The 15,876-nt window shown below is 63.8% G+C and carries 14 protein-coding genes; 12 read left to right on the top strand and 2 right to left on the bottom strand.

Going from position 1 to position 15,876, the window contains the following annotated elements:
- The first annotated feature begins 87 nt into the window (after positions 1-87).
- From trpE to FQU96_RS16320, 9 genes are all read left to right on the top strand, one after another.
- The gene (trpE, locus tag FQU96_RS16360; protein WP_146542372.1) at positions 88-1,596 is read left to right on the top strand and encodes an anthranilate synthase component I; all 1,509 of its coding nucleotides are present in this window, start codon (positions 88-90) and stop codon (positions 1,594-1,596) included.
- Between the two features lie 91 nt (positions 1,597-1,687).
- The gene (locus FQU96_RS16355; protein WP_146542371.1) at positions 1,688-2,998 is read left to right on the top strand and encodes a hypothetical protein; all 1,311 of its coding nucleotides are present in this window, start codon (positions 1,688-1,690) and stop codon (positions 2,996-2,998) included.
- A 19-nt stretch (positions 2,999-3,017) separates the two neighbouring features.
- Positions 3,018-4,655, top strand: a complete 1,638-nt coding sequence (locus FQU96_RS16350; RefSeq protein WP_146542370.1) for an ABC transporter permease — start codon at positions 3,018-3,020, stop codon at positions 4,653-4,655.
- Positions 4,652-5,332, top strand: a complete 681-nt coding sequence (locus tag FQU96_RS16345) for an ABC transporter ATP-binding protein (RefSeq protein WP_146542369.1) — start codon at positions 4,652-4,654, stop codon at positions 5,330-5,332. Before FQU96_RS16350 ends, FQU96_RS16345 begins: the two co-directional genes overlap by 4 nt.
- Positions 5,333-5,499: 167 nt before the next feature.
- Positions 5,500-6,591 carry a hypothetical protein gene (locus FQU96_RS16340; RefSeq protein ID WP_146542368.1) on the top strand — a complete coding sequence of 364 codons (1,092 nt, stop codon included), beginning with the start codon at positions 5,500-5,502 and terminating at the stop codon, positions 6,589-6,591.
- Positions 6,592-6,721: 130 nt separating this feature from the next.
- Positions 6,722-7,534, top strand: a complete 813-nt coding sequence (locus FQU96_RS16335) for an enoyl-CoA hydratase/isomerase family protein (protein ID WP_146542367.1) — start codon at positions 6,722-6,724, stop codon at positions 7,532-7,534.
- Positions 7,535-7,772: 238 nt separating this feature from the next.
- The gene (locus FQU96_RS16330; RefSeq protein WP_146542366.1) at positions 7,773-8,186 is read left to right on the top strand and encodes a DUF350 domain-containing protein; all 414 of its coding nucleotides are present in this window, start codon (positions 7,773-7,775) and stop codon (positions 8,184-8,186) included.
- A gap of 10 nt (positions 8,187-8,196) precedes the next feature.
- Positions 8,197-8,667, top strand: a complete 471-nt coding sequence (locus tag FQU96_RS16325) for a hypothetical protein (protein ID WP_146542365.1) — start codon at positions 8,197-8,199, stop codon at positions 8,665-8,667.
- 9 nt (positions 8,668-8,676) lie between these two features.
- Positions 8,677-9,807, top strand: coding sequence for a glutathionylspermidine synthase family protein (locus FQU96_RS16320; RefSeq protein WP_146542364.1), 1,131 nt, complete (start codon positions 8,677-8,679; stop codon positions 9,805-9,807).
- 117 nt (positions 9,808-9,924) lie between these two features.
- Here FQU96_RS16320 and FQU96_RS16315 read toward each other — a convergent pair whose 3' ends face one another.
- Both FQU96_RS16315 and FQU96_RS16310 read right to left on the bottom strand, forming a co-directional pair.
- The gene (locus tag FQU96_RS16315) at positions 9,925-11,331 is read right to left on the bottom strand and encodes an adenylate/guanylate cyclase domain-containing protein (RefSeq protein ID WP_146542363.1); all 1,407 of its coding nucleotides are present in this window, start codon (positions 11,329-11,331) and stop codon (positions 9,925-9,927) included.
- Between the two features lie 88 nt (positions 11,332-11,419).
- Positions 11,420-12,442, bottom strand: coding sequence for an aldo/keto reductase (locus FQU96_RS16310; protein ID WP_146542362.1), 1,023 nt, complete (start codon positions 12,440-12,442; stop codon positions 11,420-11,422).
- 90 nt (positions 12,443-12,532) lie between these two features.
- Here FQU96_RS16310 and FQU96_RS16305 point away from each other — a divergent pair, with 90 nt between their 5' ends.
- The 3 genes from FQU96_RS16305 to FQU96_RS16295 all read left to right on the top strand — a co-directional run bounded on the left by FQU96_RS16305 (position 12,533) and on the right by FQU96_RS16295 (position 15,673).
- Positions 12,533-13,810, top strand: a complete 1,278-nt coding sequence (locus FQU96_RS16305; RefSeq protein WP_146542361.1) for an ABC transporter substrate-binding protein — start codon at positions 12,533-12,535, stop codon at positions 13,808-13,810.
- A gap of 124 nt (positions 13,811-13,934) precedes the next feature.
- Entirely contained in the window at positions 13,935-14,903 is a 969-nt protein-coding gene (locus FQU96_RS16300; protein ID WP_146542360.1) for a PQQ-dependent catabolism-associated beta-propeller protein, read from the top strand.
- On the top strand, positions 14,903-15,673 hold the full coding sequence (locus tag FQU96_RS16295; RefSeq protein ID WP_146542359.1) for an ABC transporter ATP-binding protein: 771 nt from the start codon (positions 14,903-14,905) through the stop codon (positions 15,671-15,673). The genes FQU96_RS16300 and FQU96_RS16295 overlap by 1 nt, the downstream gene beginning before the upstream one ends.
- Positions 15,674-15,876: the final 203 nt, after the last annotated feature.

The following is a 15,876-nucleotide window of genomic DNA, read 5'->3' as shown; positions in this document are numbered from 1 at the left end:
GAGAGCCTCCCTCATCGATGGCGTTGGTGACGTTCGCGCACCCACAACGCCACGCCGGGCATTCCGGCTTTCGATGAGATCCGTGTCATGACCGTCTTTCCAGCCTTCGATTCGTTCGCCGCCACCTACCAGGCCGGCAAGCCGCAGCTTGTCTGGACCCGCCTGGTCGCCGACCTTGAAACCCCGGTCTCGGCGATGCTCAAGCTCGCCGATGGCCGGCCCAACGCGTTCCTGCTCGAGTCGGTGGAAGGCGGCGCCGTGCGCGGCCGCTACTCGATCCTGGGCTTCAAGCCCGACGTGATCTGGCGTTGTGTGCGCGGCAAGGCCGAGATCAACCGCACCGCGCGCGTCGATCTCAACGCCTTCCAGCCGCTGGACGGCAAGCCGCTCGATACGCTGCGGGCGCTGATCGCCGAATGCCGGATGGACATCCCGCCCGAGCTGCCGCCGATGGCGTCGGGCCTGTTCGGCTTCCTGGGCTACGACACGGTGCGGCAGATGGAGCCGCGCATCCCGGACAAGAATCCCGATCCGCTGGATCTGCCCGAAGCGATCATGCTGCGGCCGACGATCATCTGCATCTTCGACCGTCTGGCCGACATGGTGTCGCTGGTGACGCCGGTGTGGCCGGCGGCCGGCATGGCGGCAGAGGCGGCCTATGCGCTGGCCGGCGAGCGGCTGGCCGATGTCGTGGCCGACCTCGACCGCTCCCTGCCCTATCGCCGCGAGGCGACGGCGGCGACGCACGCGGCGCCCGAGCCGGTCGCCAACATGACCAAGCAGCAGTTCCAGGACATGGTGGCGCGCTGCAAGGAATACATCCACGCCGGCGATGCGTTCCAGATCGTGCCCTCGCAGCGCTTCGCCGTGCCCTTCCGCCTGCCGCCGATCGCGCTCTATCGCGCGCTGCGCCGCATCAACCCGTCGCCGTTTTTGATCTACTTCGACTTCGGCGACTTCTCCATCGTCGGCTCTTCGCCCGAGATCCTGGTGCGCCTGCGCGATGGTGTGGTCACGGTGCGGCCGCTGGCCGGCACCAAACCACGCGGTGCCACGCCGGAAGAAGACGCGGCGCTGGCCCACGAACTGCAGACCGATCCCAAGGAACGGGCCGAGCACCTGATGCTGCTCGACCTGGCGCGCAACGACGTCGGCCGCGTCGCCAAGCTGGGCTCGGTCAAGGTGCGCGAGCAGTTCATCATCGAGAAATACAGCCACGTGCAGCACCTCAGCTCGCACGTCGACGGCGAAATCGAGGACGGCCTCTCGGCGCTCGACGCACTGATCGCCGGCTTCCCCGCCGGCACCCTGTCGGGCGCACCCAAGGTGCGCGCGATGGAGATCATCGACGAACTCGAGCCGGTACGACGCGGCATCTATGCCGGCGCCGGCGGCTACATCTCGGCCAACGGCTCGATGGACACCTGCATCCTGCTACGCACGGCGCTGGTGAAGGACGGCACGATGTACGTGCAGTCCGGCGTCGGCGTCGTGGCCGACTCCGACCTCGAGGCTGAGTATCAGGAGAGCCTGCAGAAGGCGCGCGCCCTGGTCCGCGCCGCCGAGGAAGCCATCCGCTTCGCCAGCGGCCGATAGTTTTCATTGCTTTTGGCCCTGCGAATTTATTCGCAAAAGTGTAATTCTTTTGTTCTAGTGCGTTGAGTAGTTGTGGTGTGAGGGGGACTCCGTGAAATCGCATGCAGCAACTGGGGGGCGTCGCGTTGCGATTGTCAGCACCTATGACGAGCTTTGCGGTATTGCAGGCTACACACGCGCACTAGAAGCCCAACTTTCAGCGAGCGCCGACGTTACAGTATTCGACCTCGATCAGTACCTGCTGAGGACCGCGCATCCGCGGGTCCGGAAGCTGGGAGACAAGCACATCGAGGAAATTGCTCGGCAGTTGAGTACCTTCGACTGCGTCAACATTCAGTTTGAGTACGGTACGCTCGGCCGTACTCGATCTGAAATAGTACGTCGGTTCGTACGCCTTGCGGAGGCCGCTCCGTCTCTCACCATTACTTTTCACACAGTCCATCCTGTTGACCCGCTGCCTTGGCCGGAGATTCGCCGAGCGCTTTTGCGTGGGCAGATCGGGAAGGCAATCGATTCGGCGTCGTCCACGCGGCAGATATCCTCTCTTGGAAATGCCATCTACGGGACTCTTCGTCGGCTTCAGCGCACCAAATGGGTAAGTGCGATCGTCCATACGTATCGCGACATGCAGTTGATGCGGGATGTCCAAGAGCTAACGCATGTTTTCCATCATCCGCTGAGCTTCGTGAGTGCGGAAAAAGCCAGAAATATCCGGCAGTCCGTAACAAGGGCGGATTTCCCAACACTTGCGGCGCTTCCACCAGACGCAAAGTTGATCGGTACGTTTGGTTTTCTTTCATCATACAAAGGGTTCGAGGTCGCGATCCGGGCGTTGCGCTTGCTGCCCGAGGACTATCACCTCCTCGTATTCGGTGGCGTTCATCCTCAGAACATCAAGAAGCATCAGGAGATCGATCCATACGTTGCCTCTCTCCTGAAGGAGGGAGGAATCGGTCAACCCACGGCAGGTGCCCCCGACGTGGCGAGCCGCCGAAACGATCTCACTGACCGCATACACTTTCTCGGGGTACTCTCAGACGATGCTTTCACGTCTGCGATGGCAGTCTGCGACACAGTCGTGTTGCCTTACCTCGAAGTTGGTCAAAGCAGTTCCGGCCCCGTGTCGATTGCACTTGAGATGGGGTGCAGAGTTCTCGCCTCTCGCACAACAGCCTTTCGTCAGCTAGCTCGCTATCACCCGGACCGAATCAAGTTCTTCGACATCGGCAACTTCGCTGAACTGGCCGGGCTCATCCGCTCCGCGCCTCCGGCACCTGTCGCCTTGTCCAACTCTTCGTTCAACCCTGAAACAAACCTACGACTCTACCTCGACGCGATGCGCCTGAGGCCCCTTTCTCAGGAAGGCGGTCGTGTGTTCACCAGGCAAACTGAGGCCGCATAAGCAAGCTTAGGGTATCGCGATGAGCGACGATGATGAGGTCGGCTCGAACGACCTGCCTGCGAACATACCGCAGGATTTGCTGCAGCTTGTTCGTGAAGCGATTGCGGTTGCGGATAGGGATCCGCGCAACGTTGGATCCCTTTTGCATGCAGCGGAGGCACTTCTTGCTGCAGGCTATGGCGACGAAGGCATCAAGATCGCTCGGCGCGCCGTAGACCTGTCACCAACGATGTTTGCCGCCCAGCGCGTCCTCAGCGGGCTACTCGGCGCATCGGGCCAGTACACATTGGCGATTGTGCACGGCCAACAGGCGGTTGATCTGAAACCCGACGATAGCGAGGTACGCCTCCATCTTGGCGGCCTGCTCATGGCTGCAGGTCGCTACCGCGAGGCGGTCGAGCATCTACAAGCCCATTGCAATCGCCCCGGCGGCCAGCCGCAAGGTTGGCGCTTGCTTTCGACGGCCCTGTACAAGATCGGCGACCTGCCCGCGTCACTGGAAACTGCGCAACGCGCAGTCGATACGGCGCCTGACGAACTGGAATACAGGCTTAATCTTGCATCACTTCTCGGCGAGGCCGGCCAGTATGGTGATGCATTATCGGTCCTGGAACGCGCTGGCGAGACTTTCGGCAGCGATGCGCGGTTGTGGCGTGCATCCAGCGGTTTCCGCGTTGAGCTGGGCGATTTGTCCGGTGCTTTGAAGGATGCTGAACAGTCCATCGCGCTGTCGCCGCATGATGAAGCGCTGCGGGTCCATCGAGATCACGTAGCCGATCTGTGCAACATCGATCGCATGGATGCGATCTCACGCCCGCCGGTGGTACCTCGTCGCCGCCGTTCGGGTCCAAGAGAGCCTCAGAGACTGTCTCCGCCCGACGCGATTCTCGCACGATGGGCAGTCATCCATGCCGTCATGCTGCGCGAGGCGAGGACCAGATTCGGACGCGCGCGGTTAGGCTATCTCTGGGCAATCGTGGAGCCGATCGGCCATTTGCTGACGCTCGGTGTTGTTTTTTCTGCCTTGAATCAGGCTCCGCCGCCCGTAGGTACCAACCTTTTTCTCTATTATGTAACAGGCCTGCTCCCCTATCTGATGTTCGCACACGTCTCCACCGAACTGATGGTGTCAACGCGCAACAACAGCTCCTTGCTGCAACTGCCTGCCATTCGGATTTTTGACGCGATAACGGCGCGCGCCCTCCTCCACTTGGTCACCGAGGTCCTTGTTGGTGTCATCATCTTCACCATGGCGGTGATGCTCGGCGAGCAAGGGCTGCCTGCCGATCTGCTGACAACGGCGGCGGCTGTACTCTGCCTCTGGGCTCTGGCAACCGGTATCGGCATCAGCAACATGGTGATCAGCGAGTTTTGGACGAGCTGGGATACGATCTACGCTGCGATCGTCCGACTGCTCTACTTCGCATCCGGTCTCTACTATTCACCGATTTCAATGCCTGCGTCGCTGCGTGAGATCCTGCTATGGAACCCCGTTCTGCAGGGTGTTGAGTGGTTCCGGAGTGGGTTCTATCAGAGCTATGAACCGCACTGGCTTGACATTCCCTACACCCTCAACTGTGCTATAGGCGTCCTCCTGTTGGGATTGCTCCTGGAAAAGGCCGCGCGCCCCAGTTTGATGAAGCGAGCTGCGTCGTGATCGAGCTTGAGCGAGTCTCCAAGTCCTATCGAACGTACGAGGGGCGTCGCATTGTGCTCGACGACGTCAATTCCGTCTTTCCTGATGGCGTCAGCGTCGGGATACTGGGTGCGAACGGCAGCGGCAAGAGCACGCTTGTTAGGTTGCTGTCCGGCGTGGAAATGCCAGACGATGGGCGCGTGCGACGAACAGGCCGAGTGAGCTTCCCCCTTGGTTTCTCTGGTACTTTCCATCCAGATCTCAACGGACTGGAGAATGTGCGGTTTCTCGCTCGCGTGCACCAGACAGACGAAGCTGATGCGATCGATTTCGTGCGTGCCTTCGCCGAGCTTGATGACTACTTCTACATGCCCGTTTCGACCTACTCGTCAGGAATGCGAGCGCGCCTCGCTTTTGGCGCCTGCTTGGCGCTGGATTTCGACACCTATCTCATCGACGAAGTGACGGCGGTTGGCGATGCCAGGTTTCGGGCGCGGTGTCTGGCTGCGTTCGGTGAGAGAATGGAACGATCTGAGGTCGTCATGGTGTCTCACGATCTTGAGGCTATGCGCGCCTACTGCGACTCGGGGGCTGTCCTGCGGCAGGGCTCCCTGACCATGTATTCAACAGTCAATGAAGCGATCGCTGCCCACGAAGCGATCATGCGCGCTACCCCTTCGACGGGAGTTCCGTTGTGAAGTTGGACGTCATATCACGGACTCCCTCAGCCAAAGCCGAGACAGCTGAAGTCCGTCCTGCACCAGGAACAGAGCGGATCGCTGCAATCGTTTCTCCGCCGATACGCGCGGAGGCGAAACCGCAGTCACGTGAGAGTCGTCGCGCGCAGCGACGGCGGCGGCGCTTGATGTCGCTCGTTGCGGCGGTCGTCGTGCCGACAACATTGTCGGCAGGCTATCTCTACGGCTTCGCTTCGGACCAGTACGTGACTGAATTCCGTCTCGCCGTCCGCAGACAAATGCCAGTCCGGGCCGACCCTACGAGCGGCGCCACGACCCTGGCGGGCGGCAATCCGATGATGGCCATCGTGCAGGATAGTGAAGTCGTAGTACAGTATCTCAAGAGCAGGCAGGTCATTCAGGACATTTCGCCCCGAGTTGACCTCGACAGGATCTGGGCGCGTGACGATGCAGACTATCTCAGTCGCATGGATGTCGGCGCGCCGGTCGAAAACAAGCTCAAACACTGGAAGACGAAGGTAGATCCGTTCTTCGACATGGCAAACGGTCTCGTCACAGTACAAGTCCGAGCCTTTTCACCAGAGGACAGCTTAGCCCTGGCAACCGCGGCTCTCGATCTGTCCGAGCGGCTTGTGAACGACATGAGCAAGCGCGCCCAGAACGACGCCGTCACGTTTGCTCGACGGGAGGTCGACGCCGCCGAAGACCGATTGAAGCGCGTTCAGGTTGAATTGGCGACGTTCAGGAATGCCAACGCTGTTCTTTTCCCTACGATCAATGCAACCGTCGTCGCAGGCGTCGAGGCGAAACTGAGAGAGACGTTGGCTGACGCCCGGGCCCGCTACACCAATCAAATCGCACAAGGTGTACGTCCCGACACCGCCCAGGCGCGGGCGCTTCGCAGCCAGATTGCATCACTGGAAGAAGAAATCACGCGCGTGCGATCGGAGATCACTGGATCAGGCAACAATCGCTCAGGCCCGACTCTTGCGACGGTGGTGACCGGATACGCAACGCTTGAGGTCGAAGAGAAGCTGGCGACCAAGGCCTACGAGCGCGCGCAGGCAGAGCTGCAGCAGGCGCGTGTCGAAGCTAGTCGCCAACAAGTCTACCTCAATGCGTTCGTCCGCCCCACGCCGGCAGAACGTTCATTGTATCCTATACGCTGGCGTTTCCTGTTGCAGATCGCACTCGGCAGTTTCGTCGTATGGGGCCTCCTCATGTTGATTTGGCAGGCCGCGCGAGATCACGGCGACTGACGTTTCCACAGGATGGCGGCTAATTCCCGTCTGCCGGCCAGGTCGGCCCACGTCGCATTGCGAATATTGCGCCTTGCGGCCGGCACCGGTTGCTTCCTACGCTTTCATGGTGAAATCGTAGGAGCCCGACATGTCCGACTGGCAACAGCGCTATCAGCGTCTCGCGTTCGACCGTCCGCATCCGCGCGTGTTGCGCATCACCATGAACCGGCCGGAGCGGCTGAACGCGACCGACGAGATCATGCATCGCGAACTGGTCGACGTGTGGCGCGACGTCGATGGCGACCAGACGATCAACAGCGTCATCCTGCAGGGCGCCGGCGGCAAGGCGTTCTCGGCCGGCGGCGATTTCGACCTGATCGAAAAGAACATGACCGACTTCAATCAGCTGATGAAGGTTTGGAAGGAGGCGCGCGACATCGTCTACAACGTGATCAACTGCTCCAAGCCGATCGTCAGTGCCATGCGCGGTCCGGCCGTCGGCGCCGGCCTGGTCGCCGGCATCCTGGCCGACGTCTCGATCGCCTCGAAGAAGGCCCGCATCATCGACGGCCACACGCGGCTGGGCGTTGCCGCCGGCGATCACGCCGTCATCGTCTGGCCGCTGCTCTGCGGCATGGCCAAGGCTAAGTACTACCTGCTGCTGTGCGAGGCGGTGAACGGCGAGGAAGCCGAGCGCATCGGCCTGGTGAGCCTGTGCGTCGAGGACGAGGAGCTCGAGGCCAAAGCCGTCGAGGTCGCCACCAAACTGGCCGAAGGCGCCCAGACCGCGATCCGCTTCACCAAGTACGCGCTGAACAACTGGCTGCGCATGATGGGGCCGAACTTCGACACCTCGCTGGCGCTGGAAATGCTGGGCTTCCTGGGGCCCGAGGTGAAGGAAGGCTTTACTTCACACCTGGAGAAGCGCAAGCCGAGCTTCCCGCCGCACTCGCCGCTGTAGGAATTCCCTCCCCCACGCTGTGGGGGAGGTGGCCGCTTCGGTACTTCGACGCTTTGCGTCGAAGTACCTGTGCCGGAGGGGGACGCGACGTGGTCCCAGTGATCAAGACCACGTCGGCTCCCTATCCGCCCTTCGGGCACCTTCCCCGCAAGCGGGGAAGGGAGTGACTTTGTGAGTGATCACTGGCATTATTGCCAGCAACAAAACTTGCCCGACAGCGGGCCGTCAGGGGGAGTCGATGGAGGAGTTCGCGCATTTCTCCGCCAGCATCGTGAAGTTCGTGGCCTATCTGTTGGTGGCCCTGGCGCTGGCCGGTGCCTTCATCCTGGCCTACATGCGGGTGACGCCGTACAACGAGATCGAGCTGGTGCGGAAGGGCAACATGGCGGCGGCGCTCAGCATGTCGGGCGCGTTCCTCGGCTTCTGCGCCCCGCTGGCCAGCACGATCGCGCACAGCATCAGCATCCTCGACGTGGTGATCTGGGCCATCGTGGCGCTGATCGTGCAGGTGCTGGTGCACTTCGCCTGCCGCTTCCTCATCCCCGGCCTGGTGCGCCTGATCGAACAGGAGGCCAACGTCGCCGCCGGCGCGCTGAGCGGCGGACTGGCGTTGGGTATCGGAGTCCTGAACGCCGCCTGCCTCACTTACTGAGGGTCCTGAGATGCGCGCTACCTCCCGGATCGCCTTGGCCGTGCTGGGTGTCGGCACGCTGGGCGCCGGCACGGTCGCTATGACCGGCATGGGTCGTGGTGGTACGCCGCGTTGTGCCAGCTACAGCTACCCGACGATCGAAGCCTGCCAGCTGCGCCACACCGGCTCGTCGATGTGCCGGCAGAATCCACAGACCGGCCTGTGGTCTCCCGACCGCTGCAGCTCGAGCTCCAGTTCCGGTACCAGCAGCGGCGGCAGCCGCACGTATGGTTCGTCGGGCACAGGCTGGTGGTGGTGGGGCGGCGGCCGTCGCGGCGGTGACACCACGACGACCCGCTCGCCCTCCTCCGGCTCGCCGCCCTCGACCGTGGTTGGCCGCTCCCCCTCTTCCTCCGGCGGGACGACCACGAGCTCGCCGGGCTCGACCAGCAGCCGCGGCGGCTTCGGCAGCACCGGCAGTTCGCGATCGTCAGGCAGCTAGCGTCCGGCCATGCAACGCGAATCCTCGCCGCCGCGCGCCGACTGGCAGCAGAAGCTGGAAGCGATCGGCCTCACCTACCATCACCTCGACGGCAAGCCCTACTGGACGGAGGATGCACGCTACCGGTTCCGGGTCAGCGAGATCGATGCACTGGAAACCGCGACCGAGGAATTGCACAAGATCTGCCTGCAGGCCGTCGAGCACGTGGTCGCCAACCAGCTGTGGGACCGGCTGGCCATTCCGCGCGCCTTCGGCGACTACATCACGGCGAGCTGGAAGCGCAGCGACCCGACCATGGTGGGCCGCTTCGACCTCGCCTATGACGGCTGGAACCCGCCCAAGATGCTCGAGTACAACGCCGACACGCCGACGGCCTTGCTCGAGATGGCGGTGGCGCAGTGGTTCTGGATGAAGGACGTCATCATCGGCGCCGACCAGTTCAACAGCGCGCACGAGAAGCTGATCGATGCCTGGAAGGCGCTGGGCGCGCGCATGCCGCCCGGCAGCACGCTTCACTTCGCGCGTTCGGAGGAGGATCCGGAGGACTACGCGACGTCGGAGTACCTGCGCGACACCTGCGTACAGGCCGGCCTCGCCACCCAGACACTGCGCATCGAGGATATCGGCTGGAACGGCACCGTCTTCACCGACCTCGACGAGAAGCCGATCGGCTTCCTGCACAAACTCTACCCCTGGGAGTGGATGGTGCGCGAGGCGTTCGGCCAGCACATCCTGACCGACCAGACTGGCTTCCTCGAGCCGCCATGGAAGATGATCCTGTCCAACAAGGGCATTCTGCCGATCCTGTGGCAGCTCTTCCCCGATCATCCCAACCTGCTGCCGGCCTATTTCGAGGAGGCCGGCGCCGGGCTCGGCCTGCAGTATGTGCGCAAGCCGCTCTACAGCCGCGAAGGCAGCAACGTCAGCCTGATCGGTCCCGGGCTGGGGCAGAAGACCGAGGGCAGCTACGGCGAGGAAGGCTACATCTACCAGGCCTACAGCAAGCTGCCCGAGAACGACGGCCAGCACGCCGTGATCGGCTCGTGGGTCGTTGCCGGCCAGCCCGCCGGCATCGGCGTGCGCGAAGACCCCACGCCCATCACGCACAATCTCAGCCGGTTCGTGCCGCACTATTTCTGAACTTTTGGACCGCGGGCGTCCACGCCCGCATCGGCGCGCCAGCGCCGACAATCTTTCGCTCTTCGCTTCGCTACGAGCGAGTGCGGGCGTGGACGCCCGCGGTTCGAAGGAAAAGAATTATGGAATCTCGTAGACCGCCAGTTCGCCGGATACGCCCTCGACCGAGCGGCGCTGGGCCATGGGCACCAGCCCGCTGCTCTTGAGCAGCAAGGACGTGCCCGGGTTGTCGACCACCGGGCCGGTCGCGAAGATCGAGCGCGATACCGCCAGGCCCTGCACGCGCGAGGCGATGTTCACCGTCTGCCCGAAATAATCCTGGCGGTCGTTGAGCACGACGGCGAGGCACGGCCCCTCGTGGATACCGATCTTCAGGGTCAGGTCCTGGCGCTGGCGCTCGGCACTCAGGTCCTGCATCGCCTCGCGCATGCGGATCGCGGCGGCCACCGCACGATCAGGGGTCGGGAACGTCGCCATCACCGCATCGCCGATGGTCTTGACCACGGCCCCCGACTCGGCGGCAACGATGCTGTTGAGAACCTGGAAATGAGCCCGCACCAGATCATACGCCGCCAGGTCGCCGACCCGCTCGTAGATCGACGTCGAGCCCTTCAGGTCGGTGAACAGGAACGTGAGGCTGGTGATCTTCAGGCGCTGCTCGATGTCGAGCGTATCGGTGCCGTACACGTCACGGAACGTCTGGTTGGTCAGCAGGCGCTTGGCCGTGAGCGCCGGCCGGCGTGGGTCGAGCAGCGCGTGCAGGCGCGGATCGGCGATCCACAGCACTGGCAGCACGCGCTTGCTGCTGCGATTCTCCAGTGACAGCCGCAACGGCCCCGGTTGCAGCTGCAACGATTCGCCCGCGCCCAGCACGTCGTTGAAGATGACCGACAGGTTCTGGCGATCACGCGTCGGCTCACCCTTGACGTCGATATACTGCGTTGCGTGCGTCACCGGGTCGAACAGGATCAGCGCCCCGGCCGGCACCTGCAGCGACAGGAGCGCCTTCTCCCCCGGCGGCAATTCTACCGAATCGAGGGCGATGTCCTGGAAGCGGTGCTCCGCATCAGGTGGCAGGTCAACCCCGGATCCGAGGAAGACCTGGCGTAGGTATTCAAAGGGCGGCAGCGTGTCGGGGTCATGCGCCGCGATACGTCGCAGCCGCGGGCTCACCGTGAACGTGACCTCAACCATATCGTCCAGCGTCGGCTCGACGTTCACGGTGCAGAAGGCACAGTGATACTGCTCCGAACGCACGGATTTCAGCGTCGCGTTCGCATCGAGCACGCCGCCGCAACTGGGGCACAGCACGTTCCACGACATCTCGAACAGGCCCAGCCGCGCGGCATGCACGAAAGCGGCGATTACCTGCTCCTGATTGAGATTCCGCTTCTTGGCGAAGTCCAGCACGTTGATCCGCGCCAGCGCGTGGTCGGGCGCCTCACGAACCAGTGCTTCGATGGCGTCCACGACGTTCCCGTCGACAGACTGCCGCAAGACGCTGAACAGGTTTTCTGCGTCGCTCATGGTCTTTGCTCCTGGCCACCGCACCTTAGGCCAAACCCGCGACAGCCGATACGCCTCACCGAGACCGACGTCCGCTTTTCGCCAGTGGTCAGGCCGTGCTCCCGGTCGGCTTTTTTACGGCGGCGTTACGTCGCTCGTGCATGTTTTCCTCGAAGGCGCGCGGATAGCGATGCGGCAGAACCGAAATCGCATCGAGCCGCGCGCGTGCCTCGTCCGGCAAGCGCCAGCTGCCAGCCGCCAGGGTCTCGCGCAGCTGGTCGGTGTTGCGTGCGCCGACGATGGCGCTGGTGATAAACGGCCGATCCAGCACCCAGCGCAACGCCACCTGCGACGGCGATCGATCGAGCGCCCGGGCGGTATCCAACAGCGTCTTCAGGATCTCATCACGCGTCGGCGCGAAGAATCGATCGGGGAACGCCCAGCCCTCCTCCGACCGCGCGCCGGCGACGGCACGGTCGCCCGGCTTGTAGCGGCCGGCGAGATAGCCGCCGGCCAGCGGCGACCACACCACGACGCCCAGCCCCTTCAGCTCGCAGACCGGCACCAGCTCTTGCTCGATGTCGCGCACCACCAGGCTGTACTGCGGCTGGTAGCAGTCGAAGCGCGTCCAGCCCTTGCTGTCGCTGATCCACAGCGCCTCCATCAGGCGCCACGCCTCGTAGTTGCTGCACGCCGTGTAGAGAACCTTGCCCTGGCGCACGAGGTCATCGAGCGCGCGCAGCATTTCCTCCAGCGGCGTCTGGGTGTCGACGTGATGGATGTAGTAGATGTCGACGTAGTCGGTCTTCAAGCGCCGCAGGCTGTCCTCGATCGACTGCATGATGTGCAGCCGCGACATGCCCGAGTCGTTGGGCCCGCCGCCCATCGGATTGAAGAACTTGGTGGCGATCACCGCCTCGCGCCGCCTGCCCTGCAGGATTGTTCCCAGCATCGCCTCCGACACACCGCCGTTATAGGCATTGGCGGTGTCGAAGAAGTTCACACCGGCATCGAACGCGGCGGCCACCATGCGACCGGCCTCGGCCTCGTCGGCACCGTGGCCGAATGTCATGGTGCCGAGGCAGATTTCAGAGACCTTGAGGCCGCTGCGGCCCATACGGCGGTAGTCCATGCTGTCCTCCTGGCGCGGCACCGCGGTTGTCAGCCTGCAATACGTGACATAGTGTTCGACCATAACAGTCGAACGAGTAGCATTCAGCCCATGCCTGACGCCGCTCAGCAATGGTTGCATACGGGAGGAACACAAGGAAACCGGCAGCGCCCCTGGCTGTGGCCACGACGCGCCGTCCTCACCGTGCTTCTGGCCGCCGCGTGGGCCATCGGCGGTTCCCGGGCCATCGCGCAGCAGGCGGATCAACCGGCAACCGTCGAGATCGCCTATCTGACGCAGGTGGTCGAGCGTGCCCCGCCGCTGTCGCTGCTGGATACCATCCCGGCCGACGAAGGCCTGCTCGGTGCACGGCTGGGCATCGACGACAACAACACCACGGGAAGCTTCACTCAGCAGAAATTTGTGCTGAGCGAGACCGTCGTGCCGCAGGGCGAGGATGTTGCCGCCGCCTTCCGTAAACTGGCCGCCGCCGGCCACAAGGTGTTCGTGGCGGACCTGCCGCGGGCAGCGCTGCTGGCCATCGCTGACCTGCCCGAGGCCAAGGGGGCCGTGATCTTCAATGTCCAGGCCCGTGACGATGCGCTGCGCGGTGCCGAGTGCCGGCCCAACGTGCTGCACGTCATCCCCAACCGCGCCATGCTGACCGATGCGCTGGCGCAGTACCTGGCATGGAAGCAGTGGCGCCGCTGGTACCTGATTGCCGGCACGAACGAGACCGACAAGCTCTACGCCGAGGCAATCAAGCGGTCGGCGCAGAAATTCGGCATCAAGATCGTCGAGGAGCGCAGCTACGACGGCGGCTCGACGGCGCGCCGCACCGACACCGGTCATGCCCTGATCCAGAAGCAGATGCCGGTTCTGACGCAGGGCGCCGACTACGATGTGCTGGTCGTCGCCGACGAGAGTGACCTTTTTGGCGAATACCTGCCTTATCGCAGCTTCCGGCCGCGGCCGGTGGCCGGCACGCAAGGCATGGTGCCCACGGCCTGGCACCGGACGCACGAGCAATGGGGCGGCACCCAACTGCAGAACCGCTTCGAGAAGCTGGGCAAGCGCCCGATGACCGAGCGCGACTATGCCGGTTGGCTTGCGGTGCGCAGTGTCGGCGAGGCGGCCACGCGGACCATGAAGACAGACGCGGCCAGTCTCGACGGCTTCATTCGCGGTGGCGATTTCGGCGTGGCCGGTTTCAAAGGGCAGAAGCTGTCGTTCCGCGCCTGGGACGGCCAGCTGCGCCAGCCGATCCTGCTGGCCGCCGCCCGTACACTGGTGTCGGTGTCGCCGCAGGAAGGCTTCCTGCACCAGCGCAGCGAACTCGATACGCTGGGTTTCGACCAGCCGGAATCGAAATGCCGGCTGAAGCGATGAGAAGCACTTTCACATCCTGGGAGCGCGGGCCTCCGGCCCGCATCAAGGCGAAAGCTTTGCTTTCGCCTGACATGAGCGGGCGGGACGCCCGCGCTCCCAGGAAGAAATATGGGGGAAACGAACGATGAAATTGGGGCTGCTGTCTGCCTCGGCGGCAATTCTGCTGGCGCTTGCCGCGCCGGCCGCAGCCGAGACGATCTACGTCACCAACGAGAAGGGCAACAGTGTCAGCGTGGTGGATGGGCAGAGCCTGGCGGTCACCAAGACCATCCCTGTCGGCAAGCGTCCGCGTGGCGTCATGCTCAGTCCGGACGGCAAGTGGCTCTACGTGTGCGTCAGCGACGATCACGCGGTCCAGGTCATCGACGTCGACAAGCAGCAGGTCGTTCGCAAACTGCCGTCGGGCGATGATCCCGAGCAGTTCGCGCTCAGCCCTGATGGCAATACGCTCTACGTCGCCAACGAGGACGACAATCTGGTGACCATCGTCGATGTTCCGAAGGCCATGGTGTTGGGCACGGTCAAGGTCGGCGTTGAGCCCGAGGGCATGGCGATCAGCCCCGATGGCAAGACCGTGGTGGTGACGTCGGAAACCACCAGCATGGTGCACTTCATCGATACGGCAACACGCAAGATCGCCGGCAACGTGCTGGTCGACAACCGGCCGCGCGCCGCTACGTTCACGGCCGACGGCAAGCAGGTCTGGGCGACAGCGGAGATCGGCAGCAGCGTCAGCGTCATCGACGTCGCTACCCACAAGGTGATCCGTCGCATCACCTTCGAGATTGCCGGCGTGCGGCGCGACCAGATCCAGCCGGTCGGCGTGCGCACCAGCCGCGACGGCAAGCTGGCATTCGTGGCGCTGGGGCCCGCCAACCGGGTCGCGGTGATCGATGCCCAGACCTTCGAGGTGAAGACCTACCTGCTGGTCGGCCAGCGCGTCTGGCAGCTGGCCTTCAACGCCGGTGAAACGCGCCTCTACACCACGAACGGCGTCAGCAACGACATCTCCGTGATCGACGTGCCGGCGTTGAAGGTGATCAAGTCCGTGACTGTTGGGCAGGCGCCCTGGGGCGTCGCGGTACGGCCGTGATGAGTGATGCCCCTGACGGCGCACCGGCGCTGGCGGTCGCTGGCCTGAGCCATGCGTTCGGCAAGATCAAGGCGCTCGACGAGGTGTCTTTCACCGTACCTGCTGGCCGCTTCACGGCCCTGCTGGGCCAGAACGGCGCCGGCAAGACCACCCTCTTCTCGCTGATCACGCGGCTTTACAGCAACCGTACCGGCGCTATCCGCATCTATGGCGTCGATGTCCGCCAGAATCCGTCGGCGGCGCTGGCGCAGATGGGCGTCGTCTTCCAGCAGCGCACGCTCGATCTCGATCTCAGCGTGCTGCAGAACCTGCACTACCATGCGGCGCTGCATGGCATCGCGCCGTCCGTGGCGCGGCCGCGCATCGAGCAGGAGCTGACCCGGGCTGGCCTGATCGACAAGGCCAAGCAGAAAGTCCGCACCCTGAGCGGCGGCCAGATCCGCCGCGTCGAGATCGCCCGCGCGCTGATTCATCGACCACGCCTGCTGCTGCTGGACGAGCCCACGGTCGGCCTCGATATTGGCAGCCGCCAGGACATCGTCGATCATGCCCGTCAGCTGTGCCGCGAACAGGGTATCGGCCTGCTGTGGGCCACGCATCTGATCGACGAGATCACTGCCGGCGATCAGGTCGTCATCCTGCACCGTGGCCGCGTGCTGGCCGACGGCCCGGTCGAGGACGTGGTGCGCCAGGCCGGCGCCGACAACATTCGCGATGCCTTCACCCGCATGACCGGACCCGCTGCGGGCAGCCCGCGTGGTTCCGCATGAGTCGCGGGGTGCGCACCGTTGTCGTCGTGAGCGCAGCGAAGAACCTTGCGGTTGCCGTTGCGGTGAATGGCGGTCCTGGTGAAGGCTGGGACCGCGCCGCTCCAGCGGCGCTCATGGTCTTATGTCGAGAAGAGCGCCGCTGGAGCGGCGCGGTCCGACCCGTCATCAGCAACTCCGGCGTCCTGAAGTAACCCGGCATGGGG

This window comes from Reyranella sp. CPCC 100927 (assembly GCF_007859315.1).
Classification (GTDB): domain Bacteria; phylum Pseudomonadota; class Alphaproteobacteria; order Reyranellales; family Reyranellaceae; genus Vineibacter.
Note: the sequence above shows the minus strand (reverse complement) of the source record. Positions and strands in the feature narration are given on the sequence as shown.

Excerpts from the sequence above, each read along its gene's own strand:
- FQU96_RS16300 (WP_146542360.1), top strand. The coding sequence starts at position 13,935 with ATGAAATTGGGGCTGCTGTCTGCCTCGGCGGCAATTCTGCTGGCGCTT.
- FQU96_RS16330 (WP_146542366.1), top strand. The coding sequence starts at position 7,773 with ATGGAGGAGTTCGCGCATTTCTCCGCCAGCATCGTGAAGTTCGTGGCC.
- FQU96_RS16325 (WP_146542365.1), top strand. The coding sequence starts at position 8,197 with ATGCGCGCTACCTCCCGGATCGCCTTGGCCGTGCTGGGTGTCGGCACG.
- trpE (WP_146542372.1), top strand. The coding sequence starts at position 88 with ATGACCGTCTTTCCAGCCTTCGATTCGTTCGCCGCCACCTACCAGGCC.
- FQU96_RS16320 (WP_146542364.1), top strand. The coding sequence starts at position 8,677 with ATGCAACGCGAATCCTCGCCGCCGCGCGCCGACTGGCAGCAGAAGCTG.
- FQU96_RS16310 (WP_146542362.1), bottom strand. The coding sequence starts at position 12,442 with ATGGACTACCGCCGTATGGGCCGCAGCGGCCTCAAGGTCTCTGAAATC.
- FQU96_RS16305 (WP_146542361.1), top strand. The coding sequence starts at position 12,533 with ATGCCTGACGCCGCTCAGCAATGGTTGCATACGGGAGGAACACAAGGA.
- FQU96_RS16295 (WP_146542359.1), top strand. The coding sequence starts at position 14,903 with ATGAGTGATGCCCCTGACGGCGCACCGGCGCTGGCGGTCGCTGGCCTG.
- FQU96_RS16335 (WP_146542367.1), top strand. The coding sequence starts at position 6,722 with ATGTCCGACTGGCAACAGCGCTATCAGCGTCTCGCGTTCGACCGTCCG.
- FQU96_RS16350 (WP_146542370.1), top strand. The coding sequence starts at position 3,018 with ATGAGCGACGATGATGAGGTCGGCTCGAACGACCTGCCTGCGAACATA.
- FQU96_RS16315 (WP_146542363.1), bottom strand. The coding sequence starts at position 11,331 with ATGAGCGACGCAGAAAACCTGTTCAGCGTCTTGCGGCAGTCTGTCGAC.
- FQU96_RS16340 (WP_146542368.1), top strand. The coding sequence starts at position 5,500 with ATGTCGCTCGTTGCGGCGGTCGTCGTGCCGACAACATTGTCGGCAGGC.